General features: G+C 31.7%; 13 protein-coding genes. 5 read left to right on the top strand and 8 right to left on the bottom strand.

Annotated elements, in window-relative coordinates; translation table 11 throughout:
* Positions 1-12 precede the first annotated feature (12 nt).
* Complete coding sequence (gene aspD / locus KPL55_RS12615) at positions 13-1,638, top strand: aspartate 4-decarboxylase (RefSeq protein WP_216307089.1); 1,626 nt, start codon at positions 13-15, stop codon at positions 1,636-1,638.
* Positions 1,639-1,779: 141 nt separating this feature from the next.
* The gene (locus tag KPL55_RS12610) at positions 1,780-2,148 is read left to right on the top strand and encodes a hypothetical protein (RefSeq protein WP_216307088.1); all 369 of its coding nucleotides are present in this window, start codon (positions 1,780-1,782) and stop codon (positions 2,146-2,148) included.
* Between the two features lie 239 nt (positions 2,149-2,387).
* Here KPL55_RS12610 and KPL55_RS12605 read toward each other — a convergent pair whose 3' ends face one another.
* Positions 2,388-3,026, bottom strand: coding sequence for an ATP-dependent Clp protease proteolytic subunit (locus KPL55_RS12605; RefSeq protein WP_216307087.1), 639 nt, complete (start codon positions 3,024-3,026; stop codon positions 2,388-2,390).
* 118 nt (positions 3,027-3,144) lie between these two features.
* Between KPL55_RS12605 and KPL55_RS12600 the strand changes: the two genes are divergently transcribed.
* Entirely contained in the window at positions 3,145-3,780 is a 636-nt protein-coding gene (locus tag KPL55_RS12600; RefSeq protein ID WP_216307086.1) for an ankyrin repeat domain-containing protein, read from the top strand.
* Here the strand turns inward: KPL55_RS12600 and KPL55_RS12595 are convergent.
* A complete protein-coding gene (locus KPL55_RS12595; RefSeq protein ID WP_216307085.1) occupies positions 3,777-3,995 on the bottom strand; it encodes a hypothetical protein in 219 nt (72 codons plus the stop codon). The genes KPL55_RS12600 and KPL55_RS12595 overlap by 4 nt on opposite strands.
* A gap of 190 nt (positions 3,996-4,185) precedes the next feature.
* On the opposite strand from KPL55_RS12595, the gene KPL55_RS12590 reads away from it, so the two are divergent.
* Entirely contained in the window at positions 4,186-4,542 is a 357-nt protein-coding gene (locus KPL55_RS12590) for a hypothetical protein (protein ID WP_216307084.1), read from the top strand.
* Positions 4,543-4,620: 78 nt separating this feature from the next.
* Here KPL55_RS12590 and KPL55_RS12585 read toward each other — a convergent pair whose 3' ends face one another.
* The 4 genes from KPL55_RS12585 to KPL55_RS12570 all read right to left on the bottom strand — a co-directional run bounded on the left by KPL55_RS12585 (position 4,621) and on the right by KPL55_RS12570 (position 8,944).
* Positions 4,621-4,833 (bottom strand): DUF3006 domain-containing protein, encoded by a 213-nt coding sequence (locus KPL55_RS12585; RefSeq protein WP_216307083.1) that lies wholly within the window; start codon positions 4,831-4,833, stop codon positions 4,621-4,623.
* Positions 4,834-6,015: a ComEC/Rec2 family competence protein gene (locus KPL55_RS12580; protein WP_216307082.1), complete on the bottom strand. Its 1,182-nt coding sequence runs from the start codon at positions 6,013-6,015 to the stop codon at positions 4,834-4,836.
* Positions 6,016-6,192: 177 nt separating this feature from the next.
* Positions 6,193-7,992: an ATP-dependent zinc metalloprotease FtsH gene (ftsH, locus tag KPL55_RS12575; RefSeq protein WP_216307081.1), complete on the bottom strand. Its 1,800-nt coding sequence runs from the start codon at positions 7,990-7,992 to the stop codon at positions 6,193-6,195.
* A 52-nt stretch (positions 7,993-8,044) separates the two neighbouring features.
* Positions 8,045-8,944 (bottom strand): DUF2156 domain-containing protein, encoded by a 900-nt coding sequence (locus KPL55_RS12570; RefSeq protein ID WP_216307104.1) that lies wholly within the window; start codon positions 8,942-8,944, stop codon positions 8,045-8,047.
* Positions 8,945-9,096: 152 nt separating this feature from the next.
* Between KPL55_RS12570 and KPL55_RS12565 the strand changes: the two genes are divergently transcribed.
* Complete coding sequence (locus tag KPL55_RS12565; RefSeq protein WP_216307080.1) at positions 9,097-9,735, top strand: TetR/AcrR family transcriptional regulator; 639 nt, start codon at positions 9,097-9,099, stop codon at positions 9,733-9,735.
* A 93-nt stretch (positions 9,736-9,828) separates the two neighbouring features.
* Here KPL55_RS12565 and KPL55_RS12560 read toward each other — a convergent pair whose 3' ends face one another.
* Both KPL55_RS12560 and KPL55_RS12555 read right to left on the bottom strand, forming a co-directional pair.
* Positions 9,829-15,879, bottom strand: a complete 6,051-nt coding sequence (locus tag KPL55_RS12560; RefSeq protein ID WP_216307079.1) for a carboxypeptidase-like regulatory domain-containing protein — start codon at positions 15,877-15,879, stop codon at positions 9,829-9,831.
* Positions 15,876-16,376 (bottom strand): hypothetical protein, encoded by a 501-nt coding sequence (locus tag KPL55_RS12555; RefSeq protein WP_216307078.1) that lies wholly within the window; start codon positions 16,374-16,376, stop codon positions 15,876-15,878. The genes KPL55_RS12560 and KPL55_RS12555 overlap by 4 nt, the downstream gene beginning before the upstream one ends.
* Positions 16,377-16,390: the final 14 nt, after the last annotated feature.

The following is a 16,390-nucleotide window of genomic DNA, read 5'->3' as shown; positions in this document are numbered from 1 at the left end:
AGGAGGTCAATTATGGATGCACTTGATGTCAAGCGTAGAGAAATAGAGCATATTTATGGTAAGGTAAGTCCATTTGAGCTTAAAAATGTATTAATAAACCTTGCAGAAGAATCAAAGGAAAAAGGTACCCACGCATTATTAGATGCAGGAAGAGGTAATCCTAACTGGACAGCAGCAACACCTCGTGAAGCTTTTTTTACCTTTGGTCTTTTTTCAGTTAAAGAAACGCGGAGAGTTTGGAACAATAACGATCTTGCTGGGATGCCAGAAAAATTTGGAATCTCAGGTCGCTTTAATAATTTTATTAAGGAAAATTCTAATTACCCCGGAACAGAACTTCTTAAAAATATAATTGATTATGGAATAATAACAAAAGGATTTAATTCGGATGATTGGGTACATGAACTCACAGACGGGATTATCGGAGATAACTATCCGCAACCTGATAGAATGCTAACACATGTTGAAAAAGTCGTTTGCGATTACCTCGTTCAAGAATTGTGCTACAATGTGCCACCAACGGGAAAATTTAATTTATTCGCTGTAGAGGGAGCTACTGCGGGAATGTGTTATATATTTGATAGCTTGATTGCTAATAATATACTATCTATCGGTGATAAAGTTGCTCTTATGGCACCTATTTTTACACCTTATCTTGAAATTCCACATTTACCTCGATATAATTTTGATGTAGTGGAGGTTTTAGCTGAAGAAATGACCACTGACGGCACTCACACGTGGCAATATCCTAACTCCGAAATTGAGAAACTAAGGGATCCAGCTATAAAAGCATTGTTCATTGTTAATCCTAGTAATCCACCCACTGTTGCAATGAAACCTGAAACAATTAGTCTCATAAAAAGTATAGTTAAAAAAGATAACCCTAATTTAATGATTATTTCAGATGACGTTTATGGTACCTTTGTTGATAATTTTCGTTCAATAGTAGCAGATCTACCATATAACTCAATAGGAGTTTATTCATTTTCTAAGTATTTTGGTGTAACCGGATGGAGACTTGGAACTATTGCTCTATATGAAGATAATGTATTTGACAAATTACTAAGGGAATTACCCCAAGATAAAAAAGAAAGAGCAAAGATACGTTATTCATCATTATCCACAAGTCCAGAAAAAATTCCTTTTATAGATAGAATAGTAGCAGATAGCAGACAAGTAGCACTTAACCACACTGCCGGCTTATCAACACCCCAACAAATTCAAATGGCTTTTTTCTCAGTATTTTCACTACTAGATAAAGACAATAAATACAAGCAACTTACAAAAGATATTTGCCACGGAAGGCAAAAACTCTTATTTGAAGGTCTAGGTTTAGATCTAAGAAAAGATCCATTTGATGCTGCATATTATACTGAGTTTGACTTACTTGAGTGGGCGTGTCACTATTATGGTGATGAGTTTGCAGACTATTTCCAGAAAAACTTTAAACCCGTAGATATTCTTTTTAGATTAGCACAAGAATCTTCTATAGTTTTATTAAGTGGCGGAGGATTTCACGGTCCAGAATGGTCAATTAGAATATCGCTTGCAAACCTAGATGATGAACACTATTCAGAAATCGGAAAAGTACTTCACAAAGTACTTGAGGAATGTGTAACCTCTTGGAAAAACCAATAACCACATGTGTTATATAATAATTAAATGCAATTAAAGTTTAGTCAAATAGATACGCTAATTTATTAAGAACTATATTACTAATAAGTTTAATATACCCATGTAATATTTGTTCTAATAAACAATTCTAAGGAGATGACAACTTTGAATCAATTAATTATGAAAGAACATGTTCGGGATGTGAACAAAAAAATGGCATTTGTAATGATATTACTGATGTTAATATCACTTGTTTCAGCAATACTTTATAAAATGCCTACAATGTTTGTACTATCAGGCGTTGATGTTGCAATCGCTATTTTAGCAATTTTCTCTAGTTACAAAAGAAAATATGAAATTTCCACTTCTTTTATTATTTGTATTTACATAAGTTTATCAATAATCGGTACTTTAACTGGTTCTGAGAGTATTTATTTAATACTTCTTCCCCTTAGTATTTCGGCATTGTATTTAAATATGAGATTGTTTTTATCTTGCATCGCACTTTTAGATTGCCACACTGGAAGATCATAATACAAATATTGATAACATTTTTAATTTAATGAAGGAAATTACTGTTTCTAGTGATAATCTCAGAGGCGTTATTCAAAATAACTAACTTAATCAGTATGTATTTCATTCATAAAATTTAGTAGACATATATATAAAGTATGTGCACTAAAAACAGTAGGGAGGTGATCACACTTTATGATCACCTCCTTACTGTTCTATTCAATTCCCTTTAATTGACTACACTAATCACATATCTAAAGTTAAAATATTTCATCTAAATCAGTTACAATTTTATCTGCAAGTCCTAGCGAAATAATTTCATCAGACATTAGCCACCAATCTTTTCGATAATTCTTTGTGTAAAGTTTTTCTGTAATATTAGTATTAGCTACTATAAAATCTTTAACTCTTTTTTCTTGTCTTTGAGTAAACTCAAAATTATCTAAAACTTTATCAGTATTACCTACAGCACCTGTACTACCTGAATGAACTAGAGCTGTTGTGTCTTGAAACACATATCTGTGCCCTTTAGCCCCAGCGAGTAACATTAACCCACCCGAACTGTATGTTTTCCCAAATCCAATAGTGTAAACTGGTGTTTTAGAAAGCTGAATAACGTTTATAAAATTCAGCACTGCGGGTAATTCACCCCCATTAGAATTAATTAAAATCTTGATAGGAACTCTTTCGTTAGACGGTTTACCTTTATCCTGTTTATTCCATTTTATAATCATTAACGAATACTCAACCAAGCTATCATCGATATCGAAATTCCAAAATATTTCTCTATTTATAGCTCTCTCATAATAATCTAAAGTTTCTGGGTCTGGTAGATTTAATTTCGTTAATTCCTTAACCTCATCATCAAAGAATATATCCCAGTTTTTATTGACAGTCATTATTCACCTTGCTTCCTTTATATTATTATATTATAGTATATGTATGCAAATAATATTTTCCACATTCACACTGAAATAAATTTATTATAATAATAAGTTTTAATTGGAGGCAACAAACATGAAGATATTCGGTAATTTATTCTCTATTCTACCTAAATCTATTTATAAATCTATTGATGAAGGCAACATTGAAGAGATAAATAATTATTTAAATACTCCTAAAGATTTAAATTCTGAACTTAAACTTGAAAGTATATTTTATTATGCTATTGATAATTGTCAAAATAATTATTTTGAAACAATTAAGCTTTTAATAAATAATGGTGCCGATATTAACAGTCATCATAGTAAACTCTTAGAAACTCCTCTTCATAAACTATGTGCAAGAATAAAACCTCATATAGATGTAATAACTATGCTTCTAGAAAAAGGTGCTAAAGTTAATGCTATCAACATATCTGGTAAAACCCCTATATTTTACTGCAGCTTTAATTATTCTGTGGAACTTCTGAATCTTCTCGTAAAATATGGAGCAGATATAAATATAATGGATAAATATAAAAATACACTTCTTCATGATGATTACATCAATTGTTTTGATGAACATTTTGAAGACTTCCTAAAAGCGCTAATAAGTTTAGGCTTTAACATAAATTCAACAAATTCCACTGGATATACTCCCTTAGATTTTTGTGAAAATAAAAAAATTAAAGATATCTTAATAAAATATAATGGAAACAACAAAAGGATCTAATGTTCCTTCAACCTCTTTTCCACTTCAACAAGAACTTCTTTATCTATTTCTGTTTTACCTAATTTTTCAAGGGCTTCAAGTAAACATTTCTCCATTACGCTGGAAATCACTGTAGTCCCTTCACCTAGATTAATTTCTTTATCTTCATTATCACCTATTGCTTTACCGTGTCTTTGAAGTATATCTTGTATGAATTTTCCTGTAATCGTAGTCAAATTAATTCCCTCCGTTTCTTCTATAAGTCACATCACACTATATTATTCAATCTACTAATTTAAGTTACCTTAATTTTACAATAACTATTTTTGTCTGTAATGGTAATAATCAATTGTCTCTAATCATATATATTTTATATTAATATATTACAAATCTATATAAAAATTAAAAAGAATAGTGGTGATATTAATGTATATTGACATTTTTAAATTAGGGCAAATCATATTGATTTTACTTGGTATAATACTTTTAGTTTTACTTATAGTCATATTGTTTAAATTTATAAAAACCATCTCAAGTGTAAATTCTATTATCAGAAAGAATGAAATAAACATTGATGATTTGTTATCTACCTTGCCAAAAACAATTAAAAATTTGTGTGACATAACGGACAATGTAAAAGATGTAACTGCAGTAGTAGTTAAGACAACAACCTCAAGTAATCTTAAGCCAACTGCACCTTTTCAAAGATATATAGTAGATATAGTAGATATTTTAACTACTATTATAAAAAATATTTCTTCAAATGAAAAGAAAACAAAATAAACTAGCACCTATGGTCCATCACTTTAAAAAGTGTTAGTCCGTAGGTGCTATTTGGTTATTCATATTTTTAAAGTACTTCTATTCCCATAAATCTTTTGTTAATTTTTTAATCTCTCTACGTCTTTTCTCAGTTCCCTCTACATCAATAGTAATTAGACCATCATTAATACTTAGCACATCCCCCTCTTTAGCCACAGAAGGTATACTATCTCTTTTAATATCCATCATAGTTCTGTCTTTTTTTTCACACACAACATAATTCCCTTCAAATCTATCAATTATTACATCCATCTATTTACCTCCCGCACATACATTACAAGGATCGTTATGCGAAGAACTTAGTGCATCACCTAATGTTCCCGTTAATATAGTATTACTTCTTGATAGTGTACTGCAACTTTTATCATAGTGATATGATTTCCCTTTTGGAGTATAGTATACAGTTTTGCTAATATTTGATACTTTAGGTACAGTAATTGGTTGCGGTGATATTGAAGTATTAGCGCTACTACTTTTATTAGTAGAAGGCACACTATCACTAGAAACCCCTGATCCTGTTCCTGCAAAATTATAGCTACCAACTTTAGTATTGAATGTTATGTTTTTGCCATCTGATGTTGCAATAATTGTTCCATTTTCATCTGTCCTATAGACTTTAATATTTTTTTCTTTGAGTTTTTCCATTGTGGTTTTATGCGGGTGACCATAACTATTACCAATGCCTACTGAAATAACCGCATATTTGGGATTTACTTTATCTAAAAACTCTTGAGAGCTTGATGAGTTAGACCCATGGTGTCCTACTTTAAGAACATCAGCACTTATATCAAACTTCTTTGATATAATTTCCTTCTCAGATATATCCTCAGCATCGCCATCGAACATAAAGCTATTATTACCAAATGTTAACCTAATTACAATTGAAGTATTATTTATATCTTTATAGTCACCGCTACTAGGGGCTAAAATTGTAGCTGTAGCATCACCTACTTTGAAAGTTTCCAAAACTTTAGGTACAGTAGCTTTCATTCCCTTTGCCTTAATCGCACTTACTACGTCTTCGAAGGTCTTAGTGTTTGATGTAGCTCGAGGCATATAAATCTTACCCACCTCAAAACTATTTATAACGTAATCCATTCCCCCTATATGGTCTTCATGAGGATGAGTACCTACAATGTAATCAAGCTTTGTAATTCCTTGCTCAGCTATATAATTCTTCACAGTATTTGCATCTTCATTATTCCCTGCGTCTATTAACATTGAGCTTGAGCCTTGCTCTATTAAAATACTATCTGCTTGTCCTACATTTATAAAATGAACTTTTAGATTACCCTTTGTTACATTCTGCTTTGACTCTACCTTACTTGCTAAAACTGTTGTTGTATTTTTCTCAGATATACTTGAGCAGCCAATCAAACTGAACATAAGCATTAATATCAAAAGAGAAATTAGATTCTTTTTCATATTTTTCATTTTTATCCCCTTGTAATATATTTAATACACGTTATGTCAATATTCAACACTCATCTACAATTATCCTTCATTTTTTGCAAAATAATATACTCCGAGGCATATCTCCCGGAGTTTATATAATGTAATAAAAAAATCGCACCCCCATTATTAATAGGAGTGCGACCTTAATTTAATTAATTAACTTCTTGCAAATATTTCTTGGAATTCAACGCCCTCAAGCTTCTCTCTTATCAAGAGTTCTTCAGCAACAGCATTAAGTTTACTTCTATTTTCAGTTAGAAGAGTCAATGCTTTGTTATATGCTATATCTATAAGTTTTTTTATCTCAATATCTATTTTGTTTAGTGTTTCTTCACTAAAGTTTTTACCTTTACCCATGTCTCTTCCAAGGAATACCTCGTCACTACCTGAACCAAAAGCTATCGGTCCAAGGGTATCACTCATTCCATAATCCATTATCATTTTTCTTGCAATTGAAGTTGCTCTTTCAATATCATTGCTTGCACCAGTACTTATATCTCCAATAACTAGTTTTTCTGCAACTCTACCACCTAAGAGACCTACAATTTCTTCTTCAAGTCTTGACTTAGACATATATGATCTGTCCTCATCAGGAAGACGCATAGTATATCCACCAGCCATTCCTCTTGGAACTATACTTATCTGATGAACAGGATCTGACATCGGAAGTAAATTCATTACAATTGCATGGCCTGCTTCATGATATGCTGTAAGTCTTCTATCAGCCTCAATTACAACTCTACTTTTCTTTTCAGGTCCAGCAATTATTCTTGTAACTGCTTCTTCAAGTTCAGCCATTCCTATAAGTTTTTTATCTTTTCTAACTGCTAAAAGTGCTGATTCATTCATTAAGTTTTCAATGTCTGCACCTGTAAATCCAGGTGTTCTGCTTGCAAGTACACTAAGTTTAACTTCTGGTTCAAGATGTTTATTTTTAGAATGAACTGCCAATATTTCTTCTCTACCTTTTCTATCAGGTACTCCAACAAGTATTTGTCTGTCAAATCTACCTGGTCTTAGTAGTGCTGGATCCAGTACATCCGATCTGTTGGTAGCTGCAATCATTATAATTCCTTCATTTTCTCCAAAACCATCCATCTCAACTAATAGTTGGTTTAATGTCTGTTCACGTTCATCATTTCCACCACCGACACCTGCTCCTCTTTGTCTTCCAACAGCATCGATTTCATCTATAAATATTATACATGGTGCGTTCTTTTTAGCTTGCTCAAATAAATCTCGTACTCTAGAAGCTCCAACACCTACAAACATTTCTACAAAATCTGAACCTGAGATACTGAAAAATGGAACTCCAGCCTCTCCTGAAATAGCTCTTGCAAGAAGTGTTTTACCAGTTCCTGGTGGTCCTATAAGTAGAACACCCTTTGGTATACGAGCACCCATTTCCATATATCTTTTAGGTTGTTTTAGGAAATCAACTATCTCTGCAAGTTCAGCTTTTTCTTCATCTGCTCCTGCAACGTCATCAAAACTAACTTTTTTCGCAGTAGGATCAGCAAGTTTTGCTTTACTTTTTCCAAATTTCATTACACCGCCGCCACCTGCTCCGCCCTTAGATTGCTTCATTAATATTAAACCATAACCTACAAACATTAATATCAATAGCAAATTAGGTAAAAACTGTAACCACATTGGAATAGTGGCTGGTTTTACATATGTTTCTTGAATAGCTGGATTCTTTGGGTTATCTTTTATAAATTGAAATAGTCTAGCTGCTGGAACAATAGTTTTAAATGAAGTTCCATTTTTTAAAGTTCCTGTAACTGACATCTGGTCTACCTGCACCACAAAACTCTTTATAGTATTACTGGTCCAATTAGTTTGAAACTGATTAAAATTAATAATTGTTGAAGTCTGACTTGATTTAGGAATCATAAATACTGCAATAATAATAAAAATTATTATCCAAACAGCGATACCTGATCTCTTTTTCATCAGAAAACCACCTCTCTTTCTCATTGTGTGCTTAATTTATATCCTTATTTTCCTAGAAGCTAAGAATAAATTTTTTTTCTAGTTTTAGAGGATAATAAGACATTTTAGATTTTCTAAGTCCATCAATGCCTAGGTCTTGTTCTCTATTTATTATTTCTGCATTACTAAAACACTTATCTATCAAGGTTTTTGCAATAAAACTGTAAACACCATTTATATTTTTATCACCTTTTTCAATATGAATTATAGCAAGTTTTTCATTCAAACTTTCACCGATACTAAATGCCGCTACTTTTCCGTCAACATATACTGCCACTCCATTAAGATTTAATAAATTCATATTACTAATTATACCCTTAATTGACTGAAGTTCATAATAAAGTTTAATATCTTTTTCATTTGTTTCATCATACCACTTTTGAGCAGCAATTTTAACATCTTCAATTACTATTTTATCATTAATCTCAACTACTTCATAGTCATAGTTCTTAATAAAAGCATTGTAGTGATTCTTTTTTGAATGAAGTTTTTTACCTGATAAAGTCATAAGTTTTTTAGCTTCATATAAATAGTCAAAATTATCTCTATCTTCCTTTATACAAAATTCATTTTCTTTGTTAATTAAAAGATTAAATTCCTCTATAAAGCTCTCCTCTAGATCTTTAAATAAATATTTCATATTAGATTCTTGTCTATATGCTTTTAACTTCTCTATAATCTCACCAAGGTCTTCTTTAGCATACCCTAAAGGTTGCATAAAATGATAGTTTCCATCAAAATCCTTCTTTTTTATTATTAGAGCCTGCTTGTATATAGTGTATTGAATATCACAAGCGTCTTTCCAAATATATAAACTTGTAAAAGAATATTCACAACTTAAAAATTTGTATGGAGAAATATATTTGTCTATTTCGATTTTGTCTTCTAAGCATAATTTTTTAAATACCATAATAGTTCCACCCTTCGATTCCTATAGTTTATAAATGAGAGTATATCATAGCAATTAATAAAACGCAACAGTTTCAAAACTATTTTGTTCAGTTATGTTGAAAAACTTCTTACACTATGTTATATTTATAGAAAACAGAGAATAGAGGTTAGGATATGGATATAATAAAAAAATCCGATTTCATTGAAACCATTGAAGAAAAAGTCCCCGGCAAACTTGGAAGACCTGTAGATAAAATGCGTGATCTAGCTATTCTCCGTGCTGCTTTGGAGCTTGTAGCAGAGAATGGTTACGACTGTGTCACCATGGATTCTATTGCACTCCGGGCTCATGCCGGGAAAGCTACCTTATACCGCAGATGGAAATCTAAACCGTATCTTATAGCAGAAGCTATTACCTTAATGATGCCATGTGAGCAGAAGATTGATTCTGAGCGTTGCGCGGACAATTTAAGAGATTATTTATGTGAATTACTTAGCATATATTTTGGGATAAAAGACGAGATAAGGCAAAAGGTAATGTTATCAATTGCAACAGCAATAAGCAGAGATAAATTATTAGCCGAGGTGCTTCATTTAGATTGTATAACCAATCAAACATGTATATTTAGCGATGCAATAGAGTGCTGCATAAATAAGAAATTAGACAAAGATCAATTGAAACTTCTTGCAGATGTTGGCCCTGCGTTATTATTTTATCAACTAATCATTACAGGCGAACCTATTAAAATGAGTTATGTAGAACATATTGTTGATCATTTAATAATTCCACTTATAGAAATTAACGAACTATAATTAAATTTACTAAAATAAAATGCGTTGGTCAAAGAATTTAATTCTTTGACCAACGCATTAAATATTTTATGACCTAACTTATACATGAACTACTTATTCTGATTCTGTCGTAGCCACCTTTTTCTTTTTGAAAAATAGGTTAAATACTATAAACCCAAGAATCACGAGTCCAGTTGCCACAAGTGTTCCATAAAACAATGGTTTTGTTGCATAAAATTTTACAAACAAGTTATTTGATATTTCGAATTTAGTTTCATTGTAGTCACTTATATTCCCTGCCTCATCAATTGATTCAACAGCTAAAGTATATTTTTTAAAACCAGTAAGTGTAAGTTTAACAGATCCATCTGCATTCTTAATGTAATTTGATTCCTTTAAATTTTCACCATTAAGTACTAAGTTTTTAACTTTATCTTTTGAATTCTCTTGTTTAATTACAACATCCAAGGTGTCAAAATAAATTTCACCATCTTTTACTCCTGAAATTATATTTTGGGGTTTAGTTGAATCAAAGAAAAATTCAATTGGTTTCATTGATGTAGTATTCCCCGCAGTATCTTTAACATCAAGTGCAATAATATATTTATTATCCTTGTTTATTTCTTCATTTAAGCTAATTGTTCCATTTTTAAAATCATAATCTACATTCTTTCCGTTTAATGAGAAAGAAATAATACTAACTTCATCAACATCATATACTTTAATTGAAGGTTTAAATGGTGTATTTACATATTTTCCTTCTACAGTTTTCTTTTGATTGAATATAAATGTTGCTCCATTTTGATTAACTGAAAAAGAAACAGATTGTTTTGTTATGTTTCCAGATTTATCAGTAATAATTACTGTTAAAACATAATTATCATCAACATCTAATTTATCAAGTTTTAAGGTACTTCCATTTGGAATATCCTTTTTCACACCTTTAGCTGCTACATTTCCAGCAAGATTACCATTCAAGACAATCTGAACCTTACTAATATCAATGTTTTTGTCAGAATAAGTAATCATTGGTGCTATTGGATCTTTATTAGCTGATAAATCTTTCACTTCTGAGATACTTAATGTTGGTTTCGTCTGATCAACGAAAAATGTTTGTGTTTCAAATTTGCTAGCAGAATTTCCAGCAATATCTTTATATTCAATATTAATTGAATACTTTGCATCTGCAGTAAACTTTATTACCGCTATATGGGTGTCATTGGGACCATCGGACCAATTACCTATAGTAGGTGTTGCTACTGGTTGTCCATTCTCCGTAACCGTCACCACAGCTTTTACCTCTATAGCGTTAAAATTAACCTCATCAATTGTCAATGTTGCTGTACGACTATTTTTATAGTAGTTTACATTACTCACACTATTATTATCATAAGCTACAGCAATCTTCGGAAGGGTTTTATCAATAACAAACGTATGCTGGGCAAATTTAATCGCTGAATTTCCCGCAAGATCTGTATACTCAATATCAAATGTGTAATCTCCATCCATATCATAGTTTATTGAAGATGTATTCACATCACCATTCCTAGACCATGAGTTGGTTGACGGAACTAACTGATTTTGTAGTACTCCATCTTTCTTTACAACAATTCTAATATCTGCTGAATTAAAGTTTAATTCATTAATACTAATTATTGCCCTACGGCTTGCTTTAAAATATTTTTCTTTTAAAGAACTATTATTATCATATTTAACTTCAATTACTGGCACTGTAATATCTATTTTCATAGAAATAGTTTGAGTCTTTATATTACCTGAATTATCTTCTGCCGTTAGTGTAATATCCACGTTATTGTTATTGTTTTCTGGAGCTTGCACTGTTACATTTTGTTGCCATGTTTTAGTTAGATAATCCTTGCTTGTATTTGGCGCAGTATATGTTTTCTCTTCTCCAGATCCAACAGTATATTTAATCTTATTTATTCCTGAATAATTGTCACTAACTTTAAGGCTTACCTCTACATCGCCCTTGTAAAATCCATTTGCATTAGGCTTTGTTATTGGCACTATTTCAATGTTAGCCGCACTAGGCTCTTTATTCTTATCCTCAATAATAACACCATCTGATGTTACAAAATCAGGTATCTCATTTCCTCCCACATCTACAACTTTTGCAAATACATACCCTTTGAAATTTGAGTTTATATCAAAAGTTACACTTTGAGATGTTTTGTTAGAAGAAGAATTATTTACTTTAGTATCTGTAATAATCTTTGTTGTTTTATCTTCTTGCGTTGCGTAGTAAGTAATAGCTGCTACACCGCTAGTAGCATCAGTTGCTGTAATCGTAGCGGAGATTTTCTCATTAAAGAAATGTCCAAAACTAGCAAAATTCATAAATCTTTCAAATGATCCTGTATTCTTCTTATGAAATGATATATTTCCATTCGTTAGTATTGGTAATGTATTATCAATATTAACCTTGTATTCAATCTCTTTGCTAGTATTCCCAGCAATATCTACTGTTTTCACGACAAGAGAATGTGATAAATCGCCACTTATAACTACTGAAGCGCCTTGAATCCACTCACCATTATCAAGCTTATACCAGGTGTTATTCGTAGCTCTATCATCTTCTTGTGCTATGGCTAATACTACTGTTTTATCAGTTGCACTATACCATCTATCATTACTAAGCCCAGCCCCATCAATAGATACATTTGGATTAAGAGGCTTAACTTTGTCAATTAAAGCAATATACTTGTCTGTAGCATTTTCTGTGCCGTTAACTTCTGCATATGACACTGACCGAAACTGAACATTGTTTTTACCCTCACGTTTAATTGTAACTTGATTTTTTAGAGCTTCTGTTCCCTCTGAGACAGTTGTCCAATCGGTAACTATTTTTGAATTTTCATCCAATACCTTATATTCATATCTTAGAATCTTTGACACTGTTGATTCTCCATTAATGGTATAAAGTACGTCTTGTTTAGTCCAAGTATTATTTCCATAAGATGTTTTTACATCTAATTCACCTGGCTTATTTGTATCAATGTTTACTTTAGTATCAACTGTTTCAACATTACCAGCATTATCAGTTACTTCAATCCAAACTGGAAGATCTTTCCCATCCTCTTCTGACCATGTAATATCTTTGTTCCAAACTAGTGGTATATCTACTGCTGGCGCTAATGGTAAAGGATTTGAATTTGTTATTGTCTCTTCCACTTGAGCTTGTGATCCAATTTTATAAACTATTTTTGATATACCAGATTTATCCTCTTTTACATTAAGATTAATATTAACTTGTCCATTATACCAGCCATTATTTAATGAACCTGTTTTAGCTGATGGTGTAATTATAATATTAGGTTTAACATTCTCAAGCATTAAACTAAAATCTGATACAGTTGGACTGCCCATTACATTTCCAGCTTTATCTTTAGCTATAGCAAACACATAACCCTCAAATCCTATTGGGAGTTCAAATGTTATAGCATTTGAAACTAAAGGAACATCTTTTATAAAGGTTCCTAAAGCATCTTTAGTTTTAGCAGTATAATAGGAAATTGATTCTACTCCTGAGGTAACTTCGCCAGGATCATAAGCTTTTATTGTAACATTAACCTTCTCCTTAAAGAAATATCCAAAGGAAAGGAAATTACCTATCCTAGATAGTTTGGGTTGATCTATTGGTTTATAAACTATATCATTTTCATTAATAGTTGGGAGTGTTTTTTCGATATTAATATTATATGTTTTTTCATCACTCTTATTTCCTGCCGTATTTTCAGTCATAACTACAAGAGAATGGTTTTTATCACCACTTACCGTTACATTTACCGGTTTTACATCTTTCCCTTTAATCCATTCACCACCGTCAAGCTTATATGATATATAATTCTCAGCTCTATCTACTTCTTGTGCTACGTTTAACACTACTGTTTTAGCATCTGCACTATACCATTTATTGTTATCAATTTGAACAGTATCAATAGTTGCAGTTGGATCAAGAGGTTTTCCTATGTCAACTTGAACAGTATATTTTTCAGTTTCCACTCCATTAATTGCTGCCTTTGACACTGTCCTAAACTGTATATTCTTATGCCCTTTATCCTTGATTGTAACTTGATTTTTTATAGTCTCGTTACCTTCTGTAACATCTGTCCAATCCTGAATCATGGTTGTCCCTATTTTATCCCATACCTTATATTGATATTTCAATACCCTTGAATCTGTTGTTGGTGTTCCTTCTGTAATAGTATATACTACGTCTTTTCTTGTCCAAATTTTACTATCATATTCTGTAGTTACTGTTGGTTTCACTGGTGTTTTTTTATCAATATTTACTGTAGTACTTTCTTCTTTATAATTTCCAGCATTATCAGTTACTTTTACTGTAACTAGATTTTTACCGTCTTTATTTAAAAGTATAACTGCTGGATCCCACGAGGTTGGTAAAGTAGTTGTTGATGAGTTTGTTAATATTACTTCCTCCTCAACTTGATTTGTAGTATCATGGTCATTTTTAATTGTGTAATTTATTTTTGCAATACCAGCTTTAACGTTTTTCACATCAAATTTAATATTAACCTGCTCATTAAACCACCCATTAAATGGACCTGTTGTAGCACCTGGCGTGATTTTAATTTCTGGTTTATTTATATTGTTATTCTCAATCATTAGTCCATTTGAGGATCCTATTGGTGTTACCATTTCATTCCCTGCTTTATCCTTAGCAGTTGCTAACACATAACCTTCAAAGTCTGGTTTTAAGGTAAATGATACCTCGTTTTTTGATTTCACTCCAACATTTTTTGTCATTTCCTTGTCAGAAGTTGGTTGTGCGCCCGCTTTATCTTTAGCTGTGAAGTAGGAAATTGAAGCTACTTCACCCCCTAAACCTGCTACATCAGAAGCTGTAATTGTAACCGTAACATCACTTTTTGAAAAATATCCAAAAGTAATAAAACTACCTATTTTAGTTAGTAGCCCACCTTTATCACTAAAAACTATATCTTCTGGCTTAATAGTTGGTAGTGTTGTATCTGTATTCATAATAACCTTTTTAACATCTGATATATTCCCTAATTTATCATATGCCCATATATAATAAGTACCATTAAACTCTGTAGTGGGTGTTGTAAAGTCATATTTACCGTCTTTTTCATCTTTAAGTTTTGCCACTCCTGTTGCTTCTGAACTAACCGCAGATGTGCCATACATTACTTTTTCAATTCCACAACCGGCATCTGCTACCTCAAAAGTAACAGTCTCAGCAACATTAGACCACTCAGCATTTTTACTTTTAGTAACATTTTTTATTGTTGGTTTTTCAGAATCAACATTATCAATATCAATTGATTTTTTTGTTGTGTTTCCTGCTTCATCTACCGCGTATACATAATACTTCCCTTTTTCCGCAACATTAAATTGATAACTTCCAGGTGTGCTTGTTATAGTTAAATCCGTACCAGCAGTTGCATTATCTTCGTTACTCCAATATACCCTATCTAATTTTATTAAGTCACTTGCAGTAAATGATACCTTTTTACTAGTCTTCCAAACAGTATTGTCAAAATCAGCTATTGGTTCTGATACCGTCGGGCTGACTTTATCAATACTAATTAGAACATTAGCAACTGATTCAGTTCCACCATTTTTTAATTTAATTACTACCTTTTGATCCTCACCCTCAGTGGACACAATATATTTATCTGACCACTCAATACCATTCCATATTTGCTTTCCCGATTTAGCTTTCAATGTAACTTCACTAGTGTACCAATTCTCCACACCAGCTGTCCCCGTAACTGTATAATCATCTGTGACATGTAAAGTTAAATCAACAGCAACTGATATTGAGTTCGAAATATTTACTGCTTTTGATTCTACTTTATAACCCAATTTACTAGCGGATATAGTATACTCACCATAAACCACCCCTGTAAAAGAATAAGCTCCATTAGTAGCTGCTGTCATTGTTTGTACTAAAGCTGAACTAGAATTAATAAGCTCAACTGTCACTCCTAAATTTCCACCACTTATTACCCCGGAAATTGTACCTGTTGTAACCTCTGCCTTTACTTCCAATAACGGCGCCCCAAACATACCAATTGGTAGCATGGTGAAAATCATCATACATACCATGAAAATTGCAATCATCCTTTTCGAAATTTTTTCCCCAATATTTATTTTCATTTTGTTCCCCCCCCAACCAATTCTTCTCTCTTTGATAAACTAATATACAAATAATTTTTACCGTTAAATACACAATGCATTTCAAATGAAAAGACAAGTAAAAATAAAACAGTAATAGTTAATAATTGATTTGTACTTTTTAAAACTAAAATCGTTATTTCTGAAATTATTGATATTATAAAAATCCAATCAAAGAAAGTTGCTGGTTTGTTACTGAAAAATTTTATTATTGCAACTGCTTTGTTTTTTCTGTTTTTATTGCCAGCTTTTTTCTTATTTATCCTATTTCTCCTATGAGAATCCAAAATCGTCATAAATATTAAACTTATCAGTAATCCTAACCAAAATCCACCACCAATAACGTAAGCTAATACGAACGATACGCCACTTCCTTTAAATGAAGCAAAAGGTATTAAGAAAACCATTGTCGATGATACTAAAAACCCTATTATTATCATTACAAAACATCCATTTTGAAATGATCTTTTTCTTTCCATTTTACAATCCCCCA

This window comes from Clostridium lacusfryxellense (genome assembly GCF_018861735.1).
GTDB classification, from domain to species: Bacteria; Bacillota; Clostridia; order Clostridiales; family Clostridiaceae; genus Clostridium_AD; species Clostridium_AD lacusfryxellense.
This window is presented reverse-complemented; position numbering and strand designations above follow the sequence as displayed.